The following is a 15441-nucleotide window of genomic DNA, read 5'->3' as shown; positions in this document are numbered from 1 at the left end:
GGGGTGCGCGGGGCGACTACACTTCATCCGCCAATTATTTGACGAACAGGAAAGAAAGGACTGTGACCAAATTCAAACTCCTGGCACTGGGCGTAGTGACGGCGATCTCTGCCTGCGCGGCCAATGCAGAAAGCAATTTTTCTCTCGGCGCGGGTGTGGGCGTGATGGAGTCTCCTTATAAGGAGTACGACACGCGCGTCACGCCGCTGCCGGTTGTAACCTATGAGAGCGATGACTTCTGGTTCCGCGGCATCGGCGGCGGCTACTACTTATGGAATGACGAAGCCGACAAACTGTCGGTGATGGCCTTCTATTCACCCTGGCAGTTCAAGCCGAAAGATAGCGACAACATTCAGCTGCGCCAGCTGGATCGCCGCAAATCGACGGCAATGGCCGGTTTAAGCTATATCCATAACACGCAGTATGGTTTCCTGCGCACCACCCTTGCCGGTGACGTGCTGGATAACAGCAACGGCGTGGTGTGGGATCTGGCCTGGCTTTACAACTACACCAACGGCGGTCTGACCGTGACGCCAGGTATCGGCGTCGAGTGGAGCAGCGATAACCAGAACGAATACTACTACGGCGTATCGCGTTCAGAATCGCGCCGCAGCGGGCTGTCGAGCTACGACCCGGACAGCAGCTGGGATCCGTATCTTGAGCTGACCGTCAGCTACCGTTTCGCGGACAACTGGAGCGTTTACGGTACCGGCCGCTACTCGCACCTCTCTGATGAGATCAAAGACAGCCCGATGGTGGATAAATCCTGGTCTGGTCTGCTCTCAACGGGTGTGACCTACCGCTTCTGATTGTGCACGTCTACAGTGCATGTTGTGCATTCCAACAGGGCCTATGGCCCTGTTTTGTTTTATGGTGGTGCGTTCAACCCAGGAGGAGAAGATGGCAGAAAAAACGGTACGTCTCGGCGGCACGCTACTGCCCGCCATCGGGCAGGGCACGTGGTATATGGGTGAAAACGCCCGTTCCCGACAGCAGGAGGTTTCTGCACTACGCGCGGGCATCGATCTTGGCCTGACGCTTATCGACACCGCAGAGATGTATGCCGATGGCGCGGCAGAAGAGGTGGTCGGCGAGGCATTGCAGGGTGGCCTGCGCGACAAGGTGTTTCTGGTCTCCAAAGTCTACCCGTGGAACGCGGGCGGTGAGAAGGCGATTGCCGCCTGCGAAGCGAGCCTGCGACGGCTGAAAACCGACGCGCTCGATCTCTATCTGCTGCACTGGCGCGGGAACTATTCGCTGGCGGAAACGGTTGAGGTGATGGAGACGCTCATCCGGCAGGGGAAAATCCGCCGCTGGGGCGTCTCTAACCTGGATTACGGCGATATGCAGGAGCTGATGCAGGTGAGCGGCGGCAATGCCTGCGCCACCAACCAGGTGCTCTATCACCTGGCTTCGCGCGGTATTGAGTACGATCTGCTGCCGTGGTGCCAGCAGCAGGCGATACCGGTAATGGCCTACTGCCCGCTGGCCCAGGCCGGGCGGCTGCGCGACGGGCTGATGGAAAACAGCGTGGTGCAGCAGATTGCCGAAGCGCATCGCGCCAGCGCGGCGCAAATCTTACTGGCGTGGGTGATCCATCATCAGGGCGTGATGGCGATTCCGAAAGCATCGAGTATTAAGCATGTGGAAGAGAATGCCGCCGCGCTCGCGATCGTGCTCAGTGATGACGAAATGCGACAGCTTGACGCGGCGTTTCCGGCGCCGAAGGGGAAAACCCCGCTTGATGTAGTGTAAGGCAGGTAATTCCCTCTCCCGGTGGGAGAGGGGAGGCAGGGCGATCAGCGTTTAACGACGCGGATGGTCTGCGCGAGGCGGGAGGGTTTCTCTTCGCTCGCTTTCTGCGCCACGGTCGCATTGACCGACTCGACGCAGACGAAGGTTTTATAGCCATCATCCGGCATGTCGGCCATGCTGACGGAGAGCGCCGGGCCCGGGTTCCAGGCAACGACGTTAGCGTTGTGATGATGAGTCACTTCGATCGCGCGATTCAGCTTCGCGTCGTGGATAAGGCTGCAACCTTCGGCGTTGAGGTAGACGCGGTCGACGCGATCCGGGAAGGTCTGCACGCCGTCGGTCAGCACATCCTCTTTGGCGTCGTTCACTTTATCGATAAAGCGATCGCCGAGGCCGCTTACTTTGACATCTGCGATATCGCCAACGTTAAAGTAGGTGTGCAGCGCAGAGGTGGTTTCAAATTCACCATGCGCTTCCAGCTCCATTTCGCAGGTTGCTGCCAGCTTGAAGCGGGCGAAGAGGGTGAAGTCGTGCGGCCAGTGCTGGCGCGACGCGTCGCTGCTCTGCAGTTCGAAGGTCAGCACTACGCTGCTCTCATCTTCGTTATGCGCCTGCAGTGCCCACGGCAGGTTACGGGCAAAACCGTGCGCCGGCAGACCCTGCTCTTTCGCCGGGCCAAACCACGGCCAGCAGATCGGCACGCCGCCACGGATCGCCACACCCTCTTTAAATGGCGTATTGCCGCTCAGCCACAGTACCTCTTCTTCACCCTGCGGTTTCCAGCACAGCAGATGCGCGCCCTGGTAAGCAAACGCGGCTTTCACCTGCGGATGGTCGACAACCAGCAGGTCGAGGTCATCCAGCGTGCGGCGCGAGAGCGTCGGCGTGATTTGTTCGACTACCGGAAGTGCAAAAATTTTAGTAATCATTAACGCAATCCTCTGTCTTCAAAACAAAAAAAGAGCGACCGAAGTCGCCCTTTCAGAAAGCTTACCATCTCAACTTATTTGGAGATGTGAGCGATCAGATCCAGAACTTTGTTAGAGTAGCCGGTTTCGTTGTCGTACCAGGAGACCAGTTTCACGAAGTTGTCGTTCAGTGCGATACCAGCTTTAGCATCGAACACGGAAGTGCAAACTTCGCCGTTGAAATCGGTAGAAACAACGTCGTCTTCGGTGTAACCCAGAACGCCTTTCATTTCGCCTTCAGAAGCGGCTTTGATGGCTTTCTTGATCTCTTCGTAGGACGCTGCTTTTTCCAGACGAACGGTCAGGTCAACAACGGATACGTTCGGAGTCGGAACGCGGAACGCCATACCGGTCAGTTTGCCGTTCAGTTCCGGCAGAACTTTACCTACTGCTTTAGCAGCGCCGGTAGAGGACGGGATGATGTTCTGAGCTGCGCCGCGGCCGCCGCGCCAGTCTTTGTGAGACGGGCCATCAACGGTTTTCTGAGTTGCGGTGGTCGCGTGAACGGTTGTCATCAGACCTTCGATGATGCCGAAGTTGTCGTTGATAACTTTCGCCAGCGGAGCCAGGCAGTTAGTGGTGCAGGAAGCGTTGGAAACGATGTCCTGGCCTGCATATTTCTCGAAGTTAGCGCCACGCACGAACATCGGGGTGTTGTCTTTGGACGGACCGGTCAGAACAACTTTTTTCGCGCCGGCAGTGATGTGCTTACGAGCAGTTTCGTCGGTCAGGAAGATACCGGTAGCTTCAGCAACAACGTCAACGCCGATTTCGTTCCACTTCAGGTTAGCCGGGTCTTTCTCAGCAGTAACACGGATGGTTTTGCCGTTAACAACCAGGTGGCCGTCTTTCACTTCAACGGTGCCGTTGAAACGACCGTGAGTGGAGTCGTACTTCAGCATGTACGCCATGTAATCCGCATCTAACAGATCGTTGATACCAACGATTTCGATGTCAGAACGCTCTTGAGCAGCACGGAAAACAATGCGACCGATACGGCCAAAACCGTTGATACCTACTTTGATAGTCATATATTCCACCAGCTATTTGTTAGTGAATAAAAGGTTGGCTGTAAAATTACAAAAACCTTACGCAGCGTCAAGCGGAATCGTGTCAATCATTGCGACAAATCAATCATCCGCATGTCCGTGGTCAGACTGATTAATCTCACTTTCCCTTTGAGCATCTTCCCCATATGGGGTGCCGCCCAAGATTTTAAAGGTCACTAAAGATAAAAGTGTGAGACTCATCACAATTCCCTGGCTGCTTTATCGCAACTGCTAAGTTTAGAACAAAAGTCGAGCCCTGAGTGTTAATGTTTTGTTAGAATCAGGCTGATAAGTTGTCGAATCATGACCGCGAGATGTAAACAAATGGCGAACAATTCCTCCCAGGACGATCTGAAAAACGATCTGACCGAAATGCAGTTCTACGTAACGCAAAATCATGGCACCGAGCCGCCCTTTAGCGGACGCCTGCTGCACAACAAGCGCGATGGCGTCTACCACTGCCTGGTGTGCGATGCCGCGCTCTTCAGCGCCGAGACCAAGTATGATTCTGGCTGCGGCTGGCCGAGCTTCTACGAGCCGGTGAGCGAAGAGGCAATTCGTTATATCAATGATTACTCCCACGGCATGCAGCGCGTTGAAATCCGCTGCGGTAAGTGCGATGCACACCTGGGGCACGTTTTCCCGGACGGCCCGCAGCCGACAGGTGAGCGTTATTGCGTCAACTCCGCGTCGTTGAGCTTTACCGATGAAGAGAATGGCGACCAGACCCGCGGTTGAAAAATCGATTCAGCTATTATTCCAGAGAGCAGAGTAAGATGAATATTGATGAGATCGTGAGCAATATGACGCCGGAGATTTACCAGCGTCTGGCGACGGCAGTTGAGCTGGGAAAATGGCCCGACGGCGTGGCGCTGACGCCGGAGCAGAAAGAGAACAGTCTGCAACTGGTGATGTTGTGGCAGGCGCGCAATAACGTGCAGGCGCAGCATATGACCATCGATACCAACGGGCAGATGGTGATGAAGAGCAAACAGCAGCTGAAAGAGGAGTTTGGCATCACCCCCAAACCGATCGCCACCTTCAAATCCTGACGATCCGCCGGATGGCGGCATAAATGCCTTATCCGGCCTACGGGGTGTCATGCTTTTGTAGGCCTGATAAGCGCAGCGCCATCAGGCAGGTTTTCGGGCCCGGTGCGGATTGCCGGATGGCGGCGTAAACGCCTTATCCGGCCTACGGAGTGACACACTTTTGTAGGCCTGATAAGCGCAGCGCCATCAGGCAGGTTTTCGGACCCGAAGCGGATTGCCGGATGGCGGCATAAATGCCTTATCCGGCCTACGGAGTGGAACGCTTTTGTAGGCCTGATAAGGCGCAGCCGCCATCAGGCAGGTTTTCGGACCCGGTGCAGAGTGCCGGATGGCGGCGTAAATACCTTGTCTGGCCTACGGTGTGACATGATTTTGTAGGCCTGATAAGGCGCAGCTGCCATCAGGCAGTGCGCGGGAATCAGCAACGCTTACCCGTGCGTTTCCAGCCAGTCCGCCAGCGTATAGAGCGTTGCGCCGCCGCTTGCCATTGCCATAAACGCCTGCGTGCTGTCGTCGGCATGCAGGTTTACGCCACGACAACCGTCGGTAATCACACTTACTTCATACCCAAGCTGTAGCGCATCCTGCACCGTAAACTTCACGCAATAATCGGTGGCTAAGCCCATCACCACCAGCTCGCGAACGCCATGCGCCTGCAACCAGTCGTGAAGCGCCGTCTGCTGACGGTGGCCGTTATCGAAAAAGGCGCTGTAGCTGTCGATAAGCGGATTTTCCCCTTTGTGGAACACCGCATCGATGGCCTGTTGATCGAGCAGCGGATGCAGCGCCGCGCCCTCGCTCCCTTGCACACAGTGATCGGGCCAGAAAGTCTGCGCCAATCCTTCCAGCTCGCCAGTAACAAACGGCTCAACGCCGTGCTGACTGGCGAAACTGCCGTGCCTGGCCGGATGCCAGTCCATGCTGGTCAGCACCGGTTCGCCGCGGCTTTTAAACCACGGGATCAGCGTGTTTGCCACATCCACAGTGCTGTCGCCGCCCGCAACGGCCAGCGCGCCGCCGGCACAAAAATCGTTTTGCAGATCGACCAGCAGCAGAGCGCGTGCTTTCATCGTTAACTCCTTACTCGTCCGGCGTCAGTTCACCGCGCAGGTTTTGCGTCATCGCGGTGCGGATCGCATTCGCGTCCAGATCCTGACTTAACAGATAGTGCAGTTTAGTCAGCGTCGCCTCGACCGTCATGTCCGCGCCGCCAATCACGCCTGCATGGGCGAGGGCGTTACCGGTAGCGTAACCACCCATATTGACCTTGCCGGACATGCACTGGGTCAGGTTCACAACCACGATGCCGCGCTCGCTCGCTTCCTGCAGCGCCTTAAGGAACTCGCGGTTTTGCGGCGCATTGCCTACGCCGTATGAACGCAGAATCAGCGCTTTTACCGGCTGCAGCAGGAAGTTACGCACCACATCGGCAGAAATACCCGGGTAGATAGTCACCACGCCAATCGGTTGCGGAGTGATTGGATGAACGATCAGTTCGCCCACGGTGCTCGGCGCAGGCGGGGTGCCGAGACGGCGAATATGGATACCCGCTTCCAGCAGCGGCGAGAGGTTCGGCGAGGCAAAAGCGTCAAAACCGTCAGCGTGGGCTTTAGTGGTGCGGTTGCCACGATAGAGACGGTTGTTGAAAAAGAGGGTCACTTCGTTAATCGGGAAGTTCGCCGCCACATAGAGCGCGTTAAGCAGGTTGATCTGCCCGTCGGAGCGCAGTTCCGCCAGCGGGATTTGTGACCCTGTCACAATTACCGGCTTGCCGAGGTTTTCCAGCATAAACGACAGCGCGGACGCGGTGTAGGCCATAGTGTCGGTGCCGTGCAGGATCACGAAACCGTCATACTCGTCGTAGTGCGCTTTCACATCATCCGCAATATGCTGCCAGTCTTCCGGCGTCATATCGGAGGAGTCCATCAGCGGGGCATATTCATGGATGGTGAAGTCGGGCATCTCCGGGCGATGGAACTCTGGCATCAGCGCCAGCTGGCGCTGCAGATGACCGGAAACCGGCACATAGCCATGCTCTGAACGCTGCATGCCGATGGTGCCGCCCGTGTAGGCTACGTAAATGGATTTTTTTTGCATGGTAAGTAGGTTCTGACTGAATCAAAAAAATCCCCTCCGGCGGAGGGGATGCGTAAGGAAAAATTAGCGAACGGTGGCGCAGTTCAGGCACAGCGCATAACGGTTCTGCGGATCGTTAAATACCGCCAGTTTATCCGTTTCGGCTTTCACTTCCTGCGCTGCGCTTGCCAGCGGTGCCGGCAGGTAAGCCTGCAGCGCCTGCGGCAGCATTGCGCGCACCGAGCCGGTCATGCTGTCCACCACGCGGTCCAGTAAGCCTGGCTCCTCTTCGTAGTAATCAACATGCCACTGTTTCAGCTTCGCCAGCTCTGCGGCTTTAGCAATCGCGTCATCGAAGTCGCCCAGTGCATCGACCAGGCCGTTATTTTTCGCATCCTGACCGGTCCAGACGTGGCCCTGTGCGATTTTATCCACCTGCTCCGGCGTGCTGTTGCGCGACTTCGCCACCAGCGTGATAAAGCGCTTATAGCCATTCTCGATGCTCAACTGCATCATTTGCTGAACTTCATCAGGCAGCGCTTTGGTCATGCTCACATCCGCCAGCGGCGAAGTGGCAACGCCATCCGTATGCACACCGATGCTGTCGAGGCTGTTCTCCAGCGTATTGATGACGCCAAAGATGCCGATGGAGCCGGTCAGGGTGCTCGGGTTGGCAACAATGTAGTTGGCTGGTGTCGAGATCCAGTACCCACCGGAGGCTGCCATGCCGCCCATCGAAACGACAACCGGTTTGCCTGCCGCACGGGCAGCGGCCAGTTCAGCGCGGATCACCTCGGAGGCGCTGACGCTGCCGCCGGGGCTGTTGACACGCAGGACAATCGCTTTGACCTTGTCATCCAGACGCGCGTCGCGGATCTGCGCTGCGGTAGTATCACCGCCCACATTCCCCGGGGTCTCTTCGCCATCCATGATGGCGCCGTTAGCGAAGATCACCGCCACAGTGCCGCCTACATCGGCCGGCGTTTTGGTTTGATAGTCATAGAAGCTGATGGCGCGGAAGTTTTTATCTTCCTTGCTCCAGCCAAACTGTTTCACCATCGCTTTTTCTGCGTCAGCGGCAGAGCCCAGCTCATCAACCAGCTTGTTATCGAGCGCATATTTCGCCGTATCGCCGTCCACTTTACGCAGGCCGTCGAGCATTGCTTGCGCGCCAGGGAAGACCTGCTGGGCGGTGATCTGGCGGTTAGCCGCCACGGTGTTGAGGTAGTTCTGCCACAGCTCGCCGATCCAGCGGCTGTCCGCTTCGCGCGCGGCAGGGGACATATCGTCGCGAATAAACGGCTCAACGGCGGATTTGTAAGTGCCGACGCGGAAGACGTGGGTCGTCACTTTCAGTTTGTCGAGCAGCGCTTTGTAATAAAGGCCGTTGGTAGCGAAACCATGCAGATCGACCACGCCCTGCGGCGAGAGCCAGATCTTATTGGCAAAGCTTGCAAGGTAGTACTGACCCTGGCTGTAGTTATCGCCCACCGCATAGACCGGTTTCCCGCTGTCGCGGAATTCACGCAGCGCTTTACCGATGTACTGCATCGAGGGCTGATCGGCACCGGCGAAATTCTTCAGATCGAGCACAATGCCGGTAATGTTGCGATCCTGCTGTGCCTGACGGATAGTTTCGACGATATCGAAGAGTGAGTTCTCCTGCAGACGATCGGAGCTGGCACCGAACAGTTGGCGACCCAGTGCGCCGAGGCGACCGCTGGCGGAGGTTTTATCAACCACCACGCCGGAGATATCCAGCAGCAGCGCGCCGCGCCCGCTGCGTTCCGCTTTGCTATCGCTGACCTGCATCCATACGCCGACTGCCACTAATATCAACACGATGAAGATAACGTTCATCACCAGGTTGCGGGTAAAGTTCAGCAATCGCCAGCACCACTTAAAAAATCCGGCAATAATGCGCCAAAGGGTTTGCATGTATTCTCCCTGCGAGTTAACGGCCACCGCTGCCCGAGCGGCAAAGTGTGGTTATCCTAATTATCCCGCTGCCTCTTGTCAGCAGGAATCGCCTCCGGCGCTGTAACAATTTCTACGCCCATGTTAATTTTATGAACAAATTTCACAACAAGAGGTTAACTAATGGACGCACTTGAACTTCTCGTCAACCGACGCAGTGCTTCTCGCCTGGCAGAACCGGCTCCGGCAGGTGAACAGCTGGATAACATTCTGCGCGCTGGCATGCGAGCGCCAGACCACGGCACACTGCAACCGTGGCACTTCTTTGTGATTGAGGGGGAAGGGCGCGAGCGCTTCAGCCAGACGATGGAGCAGGCGGCGCGTGCCGCGGGCCAGGATGAAAAGGGCATTGAGAAAGCGCGCACCTCGCCGTTTCGTGCGCCGATGATTATCACCGTGGTGGCAAAGTGCCAGCAGCACCACAAAGTGCCGCAGTGGGAGCAACTGCTCTCCGCCGGGTGTGCGGTGATGGCGATGCAGATGGCGGCGCTGGCGCAGGGCTTTAATGGTATCTGGCGTACCGGCCCGCTGACCAACAGCCCCGAGGTTCGCCAGGCGTTTAACTGTGGTGAGCTGGATCAGATTGTCGGCTTCCTCTACCTCGGTACCCCGCAGTTGAAAGCCTCTACCACGGTGACCGTGCCGGATCATACGCCGTTCGTTACCCACTTCTGAGTGCCGCTTGCGCCGGATGGCGATAAACGCTAATCCGGCCTGGGCCACCACGCAGGTTTGCAGGCCGGATTAAACGCTGCCGTCATCCGGCAGCAGGGTTACTTATGACTCGCAGCAAACTCCTCTTTGGCTTTCTGCAACTGCTGCTGGAAAGCCGGATTGGTGTGCAGGGTGGCAACAACCGCCGAGCCGACCACGCGCGCGGCGTCAACGTCGCTCTGCCAGTGGTAACCACAAATCACCCGGCTTTGGCCGAGGTCGAAGCCGCGCTTGAGGATCTCATTCTGTCGCTGCGGGTTCACTTCCGCCAGCACCAGCGCTGTGGCCCAGCCAATTGCCGTATGGCCTGACGGGTAGGATCCATTCTTCGACAGCTCATCCTGATCTTTGGTATTGCAGGTTGGCACGTTGTAGAAGGCGAAAGGACGAATGCGCATGTACTTCTGTTTAGCGCCGCGCGTGGCCAGATCGCCCGCATCTTCAATCATATTGGTCAGCAGCTTGTGCAGCTGCGGCGCATCTTTTTCGGTGATCGGTGAACCGAACGCGCCGGAGAAGGCATTGGCCACGCCGCCGCTGCTCAGGTTGGCGTCTTCAGCGGCAAGCTTGCCGCGCTCGGTATTGCGCAGTAAGCGACCCTGCTCATACATCGCTTGATCGTTGAGAAAAGCGATGCTGCCCACTTCCGGCGGCGGCGGCAGCAGCGCCAGGCTATCAATCGCCTGGTCGTTTTTCAGGTAGTAGAGATCCGGTTTGGTGGTGGCATCATTTCCCGTTGGTACAAGAGCAAAGGCGTTGGCAGAAAGTAAACCCGCAAGGCAAAGGGTGATAAGGCTTTTTTTCATTAGAGATTCCTTAGATTTTTGACTGCAACAGCCATAGGTGGCTGTTGTCATATTTCTGTCATAATCTGCGCGAAATAACATTGCGGTGAATCGCAAAACCGCTCCTGCACCGTTTTGCTGCGGTGTGAATGCTTAAAAGATAACCAGCGATTATCACTCTTTCGCTCGCTTAATGAGCAACGGGGCGCGAAATCGGATTGTCACACTTACTACCTTACGGTTTGGGCGCTACCATAGCGCCATTGCAATGACAGGAGATGTCCATGAGCGAGCAAGCTATTCGTTTAACGCAATACAGCCACGGAGCCGGTTGCGGATGTAAAATTTCCCCCAAAGTGCTGGATACCATTCTGCACAGCGAGCAGGCGAAGTTCCTCGATCCCAAACTTCTGGTCGGCAACGAGACGCGTGACGACGCCGCGGTTTACGACCTTGGTAATGGCACCTGCGTTATCAGCACCACTGACTTTTTTATGCCGATTGTCGATAACCCCTTCGACTTTGGCCGCATCGCCGCAACAAACGCCATCAGCGACGTCTTCGCGATGGGCGGCAAACCGATCATGGCGATCGCTATCCTCGGCTGGCCGCTCGATAAGCTGCCCCCGGAGGTCGCCCGTGAAGTGATCGAAGGCGGGCGTTTTGCCTGTCAGCAGGCGGGCATTGCGCTGGCCGGTGGCCACTCAATTGATGCCCCGGAGCCTATTTTTGGCCTCGCCGTCACTGGCGTGGTGCCGACCGAGCGCGTGAAGAAGAACAGCACCGCGCAGGCGGGCTGCAAACTCTTCCTCACCAAACCGCTGGGTATTGGCGTGTTGACCACCGCGGAGAAGAAATCCCTGCTTAAGCCGGAGCATGTCGGGCTGGCGACGGAGGTGATGTGCCGGATGAACCTCGCCGGTGCGGCGTTTGCCGATATTGAGGGTGTGAAAGCGATGACTGACGTCACCGGCTTTGGTCTGCTGGGCCACCTGAGCGAGATGTGCCAGGGCGCGGGCGTGCAGGCGCAACTTACCTACGCCGACGTGCCGAAGCTGCCGGGCGTGGAGGAGTACATTGCCCAGGGTGCGGTGCCGGGCGGTACGCAGCGTAACTTTGCCAGCTACGGCCACCTGATGGGCGAGATGCCGGATGCCGTGCGCAATCTGTTGTGCGATCCGCAAACCTCCGGCGGTCTGCTGCTGGCGGTGACGCCAGATGCCGAAGCGCAGGTGAAAGCCACGGCGGCGGAGTATGGCATCGAACTGAGCGCCATTGGTGAACTGGTCACCGCCCGCGGCGGTCGCCCGATGATTGAGATCCGATAAGTCGATGCGGTTATTTATTGCCGAAAAGCCCAGTCTGGCGCGCGCCATTGCCGATGTGTTGCCGAAGCCGCATCGCAAAGGCGACGGCTACATTGAGTGCGGTAATGGCCAGGTGGTGACCTGGTGTATTGGTCACCTGCTGGAGCAGGCGCAGCCGGATGTCTATGACAGCCGCTATGCGCGCTGGAACCTGGCGGATTTGCCCATTGTGCCGGAGAAGTGGCAGCTGCAGCCGCGCCCCTCGGTGCTTAAGCAGATCAACGTTATTAAGCGTCTGCTTGCCGACGCCGACGAAGTGGTGCATGCCGGTGACCCGGATCGCGAAGGGCAACTGCTGGTGGATGAGGTGATTGACTACCTGCAACTGCCGGCGGAAAAGCGCCAGCATGTGCAGCGCTGCCTGATTAACGATCTCAACCCGCAGGCGGTGGAGAGAGCAATTGGGCGGCTGCGTGCCAACAGCGAGTTTATTCCGCTCTGCGTCTCGGCGCTGGCCCGCGCCCGCGCAGACTGGCTTTACGGCATTAATATGACCCGCGCCTATACGCTTTTAGGCCGCAATGCCGGCTATCAGGGGGTGCTCTCCGTTGGGCGCGTCCAGACCCCGGTGCTGGGGCTGGTGGTACGGCGCGATGAAGAGATTGAGAACTTCGTCTCGAAAGATTTTTTTGAAGTGAAAGCGCACATTGTGACGCCCGCGGGGGAGCGGTTTACCGCCCTCTGGCAGCCGAGCGATGCCTGTGAGCCTTACCAGGATGAAGAGGGGCGTCTGCTCCATCGCGCGCTGGCGGAGCACGTGGTTAACCGCATCAGCGGTCAACCGGCGATGGTCACTGCCTATAACGATAAACGGGAATCAGAATTGGCACCGCTGCCGTTCTCCCTCTCATCACTGCAGATTGAGGCGGCGAAGCGTTTTGGCCTGAGCGCGCAGAACGTGCTCGATATCTGCCAGAAGCTGTATGAAACTCACAAACTAATTACCTATCCGCGCTCCGACAGCCGCTATCTGCCGGAGGAGCACTTTGCCGGTCGCCATGCGGTGCTGAACGCGATTGGCGTGCATGCCGCCGATCTGCTGCCGCAGCCGGTGGTTAACCCCGATACGCGCAACCGCTGCTGGGATGACAAAAAGGTAGATGCTCACCACGCCATTATTCCGACCGCGCGCAGCTCGAAGGTGAGCCTCAGCGATAACGAGGCCAAAGTCTATAACCTGATCGCGCGGCAATATCTGATGCAGTTCTGTCCGGATGCGGTGTTCCGCAAGTGCCAGATCGATCTCGATATCGCCAACGGCAAGTTTATCGCCAAAGCGCGTTTCCTGGCGGAAGCGGGGTGGCGGACGCTGCTTGGCGCGAAAGAGCGCGATGAAGATGATGACGGCACGCCGCTGCCGGTGGTAGCAAAGGGCGATGAGCTGTTGTGTGAAAAGGGCGAAGTGGTGGCGCGCCAGACGCAGCCGCCGCGCCACTTCACCGATGCGACGCTGCTCTCTGCGATGACGGGTATTGCGCGCTTTGTGCAGGATAAGGATCTGAAAAAGATCCTGCGCGCCACCGATGGATTAGGAACGGAAGCGACGCGCGCGGGTATTATCGAACTGCTGTTTAAGCGCGGCTTTCTGGTGAAAAAAGGGCGTTATATTCACTCTTCCGACGCAGGAAGGGCATTGATCCACTCGCTGCCTGAGATGGCGGCGCGACCGGATATGACCGCGCACTGGGAGTCGGTGCTGACGCAGATCAGCGAAAAAGAGTGTCGCTACCAGGACTTTATGCAGCCGCTGGTCGGCACGCTGCATGAGCTGATCCACCAGGCGCGCAGCACCCCGGTACGGCAGTTCCGCGGCCTGGTGGCACCCGGCGGCGATAAGAAAAAATCCTTCGCCAAAGGACGCAGTAAGAAACGCCCCCCTGCGGCGGAAGCGCCTGCCTCGTAATCCCGTCAGCAATGCCCGATGGCGCTGCGCTTATCGGGCCTACAAAAGCATGCTAACCCGTACGCCGCGATCCGGCACTCCGCACCGGGTCTGCAAATTGCCCGATGGCGCTGCGCTTATCAGGCCTACAAAAGCATGCTAACCCGTACGCTGCCATCCGGCACTCTGCACCGGGTCTGCAAATTGCCCGATGGCGCTGCGCTTATCAGGCCTACAAAAGCATGCTAACCCGTAGGCCGGATAAGGCGTTTACGCCGCCATCCGGCAATGCGCTGCGGTTAAATCACGCCCTGGGCGATCATCGCGTCGGCGACTTTAACAAAGCCCGCGATATTCGCGCCGCGCACGTAATGCGTCTGCTTCTCTTCACCGCCGTACTCCACGCAGGCCTGGTGAATATCCAGCATGATGTGCTGCAAACGGGCATCCACCTCTTCGGCTTTCCAACTGATGCGGCCCGCATTCTGCGCCATCTCCAGACCGGAAGTTGCCACGCCGCCAGCATTCGCCGCTTTGCCTGGGGCAAACAGCACGCCTGCGTCGAGGAAAAGATCCGTCGCTTCGATGGTGGTCGGCATATTGGCTCCTTCGGCCACGGCTCTGACACCGTTGGCGATAAGCGTCTGCGCGGCTTCAACGTCCAGCTCATTCTGCGTGGCGCAGGGCAGCGCGATGTCGACCGGCACTGACCACGGCTGTTTCCCTTCCAGATAAGTCAGGCCAAACTCCCGCGCGTAATCGGCTACCCGGCCGTCGCGGCTCGCCTTGATCTCGCACAGGCGCGCCAGTTTTTCCGCCGTGAAGCCCGCTTCGTCAACCACCGTTCCCGCAGAGTCAGAGGCGGTAATCACGCGCGCGCCGAGCGACATCGCTTTCTCAATCGCATACTGGGCAACGTTACCGGAGCCGGAAACCGCCACGCGCATCCCTTCGAAGCCAAGGCCATGGCGCTCCAGCATCGCCTGGGTGAAATAGACCAGGCCGTAACCGGTCGCTTCCGGGCGGATCAGGCTGCCGCCAAACGAGAGGCCCTTTCCGGTAAAGACGCAGGCGGTGTTGTTGGAGAGCTTTTTCATCATCCCGGCCATAAAGCCCACTTCACGCCCGCCTACGCCGATATCACCGGCAGGCACATCGGTGTCTGCGCCAAGGTGGCGATACAGCTCGGTGATCAGCGCCTGGCAGAAGCGCATCACTTCGCCGTCACTTTTGCCTTTAGGATTGAAATCGCTGCCGCCTTTACCCCCGCCCATCGGGAGGGTGGTGAGGGCATTTTTGAAGGTCTGTTCGAAGCCGAGGAACTTGAGGATCGATAAGTTTACCGAGGGGTGAAAACGCATGCCGCCTTTATAGGGGCCGATAGCGGAGCTGAACTGCACGCGCCATGCGCGGTTAACCTGCACCTGATTGCGATCGTCTACCCAGGCGACGCGGAACTGAATCACGCGCTCCGGCTCAACCAGACGTTCAAGCAGCGAAAGCTGACGGTAGCGCGGGTTGGCTTCGAGAAAGGGCCAGAGGGTGCTCATCACTTCGCGAACGGCCTGGGAGAACTCCGGCTGGTGCGGATCGCGTTGATGAACAATGTCGAGGAATGTTGCAAGAGAGGGGGTCTGATCCATAGATATAAGCGTCTCTTATTATGTTGATGAGTGTTGTTGTGTTTGCAATGCGCAAAAAACGGGCGCTTTTCGACTATAACATCGGCGACAGGCCACGCCGCAAGGGAAAATCTCGCTCATCAGATAAATTAAGAACCTGTTTACGGTCATAATGAAAAACGATGAAGCGGGAA

The 15441-nt window shown here is 57.7% G+C and carries 14 protein-coding genes; 7 read left to right on the top strand and 7 right to left on the bottom strand.

Going from position 1 to position 15441, the window contains the following annotated elements; genetic code table 11:
- Window positions 1–62 precede the first annotated feature (62 nt).
- Both SOM48_RS14625 and SOM48_RS14620 read left to right on the top strand, forming a co-directional pair.
- Window positions 63–809, top strand: a complete 747-nt coding sequence (locus tag SOM48_RS14625; protein WP_023481831.1) for a MipA/OmpV family protein — start codon at window positions 63–65, stop codon at window positions 807–809.
- Between the two features lie 91 nt (window positions 810–900).
- Complete coding sequence (locus SOM48_RS14620) at window positions 901–1755, top strand: aldo/keto reductase (RefSeq protein WP_320512212.1); 855 nt, start codon at window positions 901–903, stop codon at window positions 1753–1755.
- Window positions 1756–1799: 44 nt separating this feature from the next.
- Here the strand turns inward: SOM48_RS14620 and SOM48_RS14615 are convergent, their stop codons facing one another.
- The gene (locus tag SOM48_RS14615) at window positions 1800–2684 is read right to left on the bottom strand and encodes a D-hexose-6-phosphate mutarotase (protein ID WP_054802895.1); all 885 of its coding nucleotides are present in this window, start codon (window positions 2682–2684) and stop codon (window positions 1800–1802) included.
- A gap of 74 nt (window positions 2685–2758) precedes the next feature.
- Window positions 2759–3754: a glyceraldehyde-3-phosphate dehydrogenase gene (gene gapA / locus SOM48_RS14610; RefSeq protein ID WP_023481291.1), complete on the bottom strand. Its 996-nt coding sequence runs from the start codon at window positions 3752–3754 to the stop codon at window positions 2759–2761.
- Window positions 3755–4096: 342 nt separating this feature from the next.
- Between gapA and msrB the strand changes: the two genes are divergently transcribed.
- Window positions 4097–4510 (top strand): peptide-methionine (R)-S-oxide reductase MsrB, encoded by a 414-nt coding sequence (gene msrB / locus SOM48_RS14605; RefSeq protein WP_054802950.1) that lies wholly within the window; start codon window positions 4097–4099, stop codon window positions 4508–4510.
- Window positions 4511–4548: 38 nt separating this feature from the next.
- The gene (locus tag SOM48_RS14600; RefSeq protein WP_023481791.1) at window positions 4549–4824 is read left to right on the top strand and encodes a YeaC family protein; all 276 of its coding nucleotides are present in this window, start codon (window positions 4549–4551) and stop codon (window positions 4822–4824) included.
- A gap of 428 nt (window positions 4825–5252) precedes the next feature.
- On the opposite strand, the gene pncA is transcribed toward SOM48_RS14600, so the two are convergent.
- The 3 genes from pncA to sppA all read right to left on the bottom strand — a co-directional run bounded on the left by pncA (window position 5253) and on the right by sppA (window position 8838).
- Window positions 5253–5894 (bottom strand): bifunctional nicotinamidase/pyrazinamidase, encoded by a 642-nt coding sequence (gene pncA / locus SOM48_RS14595; RefSeq protein ID WP_320512211.1) that lies wholly within the window; start codon window positions 5892–5894, stop codon window positions 5253–5255.
- A 10-nt stretch (window positions 5895–5904) separates the two neighbouring features.
- Window positions 5905–6921: an asparaginase gene (gene ansA, locus SOM48_RS14590; RefSeq protein WP_023481446.1), complete on the bottom strand. Its 1017-nt coding sequence runs from the start codon at window positions 6919–6921 to the stop codon at window positions 5905–5907.
- A gap of 63 nt (window positions 6922–6984) precedes the next feature.
- Entirely contained in the window at window positions 6985–8838 is a 1854-nt protein-coding gene (gene sppA / locus SOM48_RS14585; protein ID WP_139567286.1) for a signal peptide peptidase SppA, read from the bottom strand.
- 162 nt (window positions 8839–9000) lie between these two features.
- Between sppA and SOM48_RS14580 the strand changes: the two genes are divergently transcribed.
- Entirely contained in the window at window positions 9001–9552 is a 552-nt protein-coding gene (locus SOM48_RS14580; RefSeq protein WP_094420112.1) for an NAD(P)H nitroreductase, read from the top strand.
- A 98-nt stretch (window positions 9553–9650) separates the two neighbouring features.
- Here SOM48_RS14580 and phoC read toward each other — a convergent pair whose 3' ends face one another.
- Window positions 9651–10397: an acid phosphatase PhoC gene (gene phoC, locus SOM48_RS14575; RefSeq protein WP_139567284.1), complete on the bottom strand. Its 747-nt coding sequence runs from the start codon at window positions 10395–10397 to the stop codon at window positions 9651–9653.
- Between the two features lie 263 nt (window positions 10398–10660).
- Between phoC and selD the strand changes: the two genes are divergently transcribed.
- Entirely contained in the window at window positions 10661–11704 is a 1044-nt protein-coding gene (gene selD, locus SOM48_RS14570; protein ID WP_320512210.1) for a selenide, water dikinase SelD, read from the top strand.
- A gap of 4 nt (window positions 11705–11708) precedes the next feature.
- Entirely contained in the window at window positions 11709–13646 is a 1938-nt protein-coding gene (locus SOM48_RS14565) for a DNA topoisomerase III (protein ID WP_319551826.1), read from the top strand.
- 278 nt (window positions 13647–13924) lie between these two features.
- Here SOM48_RS14565 and gdhA read toward each other — a convergent pair whose 3' ends face one another.
- Window positions 13925–15268, bottom strand: coding sequence for an NADP-specific glutamate dehydrogenase (gene gdhA / locus SOM48_RS14560; RefSeq protein ID WP_320512209.1), 1344 nt, complete (start codon window positions 15266–15268; stop codon window positions 13925–13927).
- Window positions 15269–15441: the final 173 nt, after the last annotated feature.

This window comes from Kosakonia sp. CFBP8986 (assembly GCF_034044935.1).
In the GTDB taxonomy this organism is placed as follows: Bacteria; Pseudomonadota; Gammaproteobacteria; order Enterobacterales; family Enterobacteriaceae; genus Kosakonia; species Kosakonia cowanii.
This window is presented reverse-complemented; position numbering and strand designations above follow the sequence as displayed.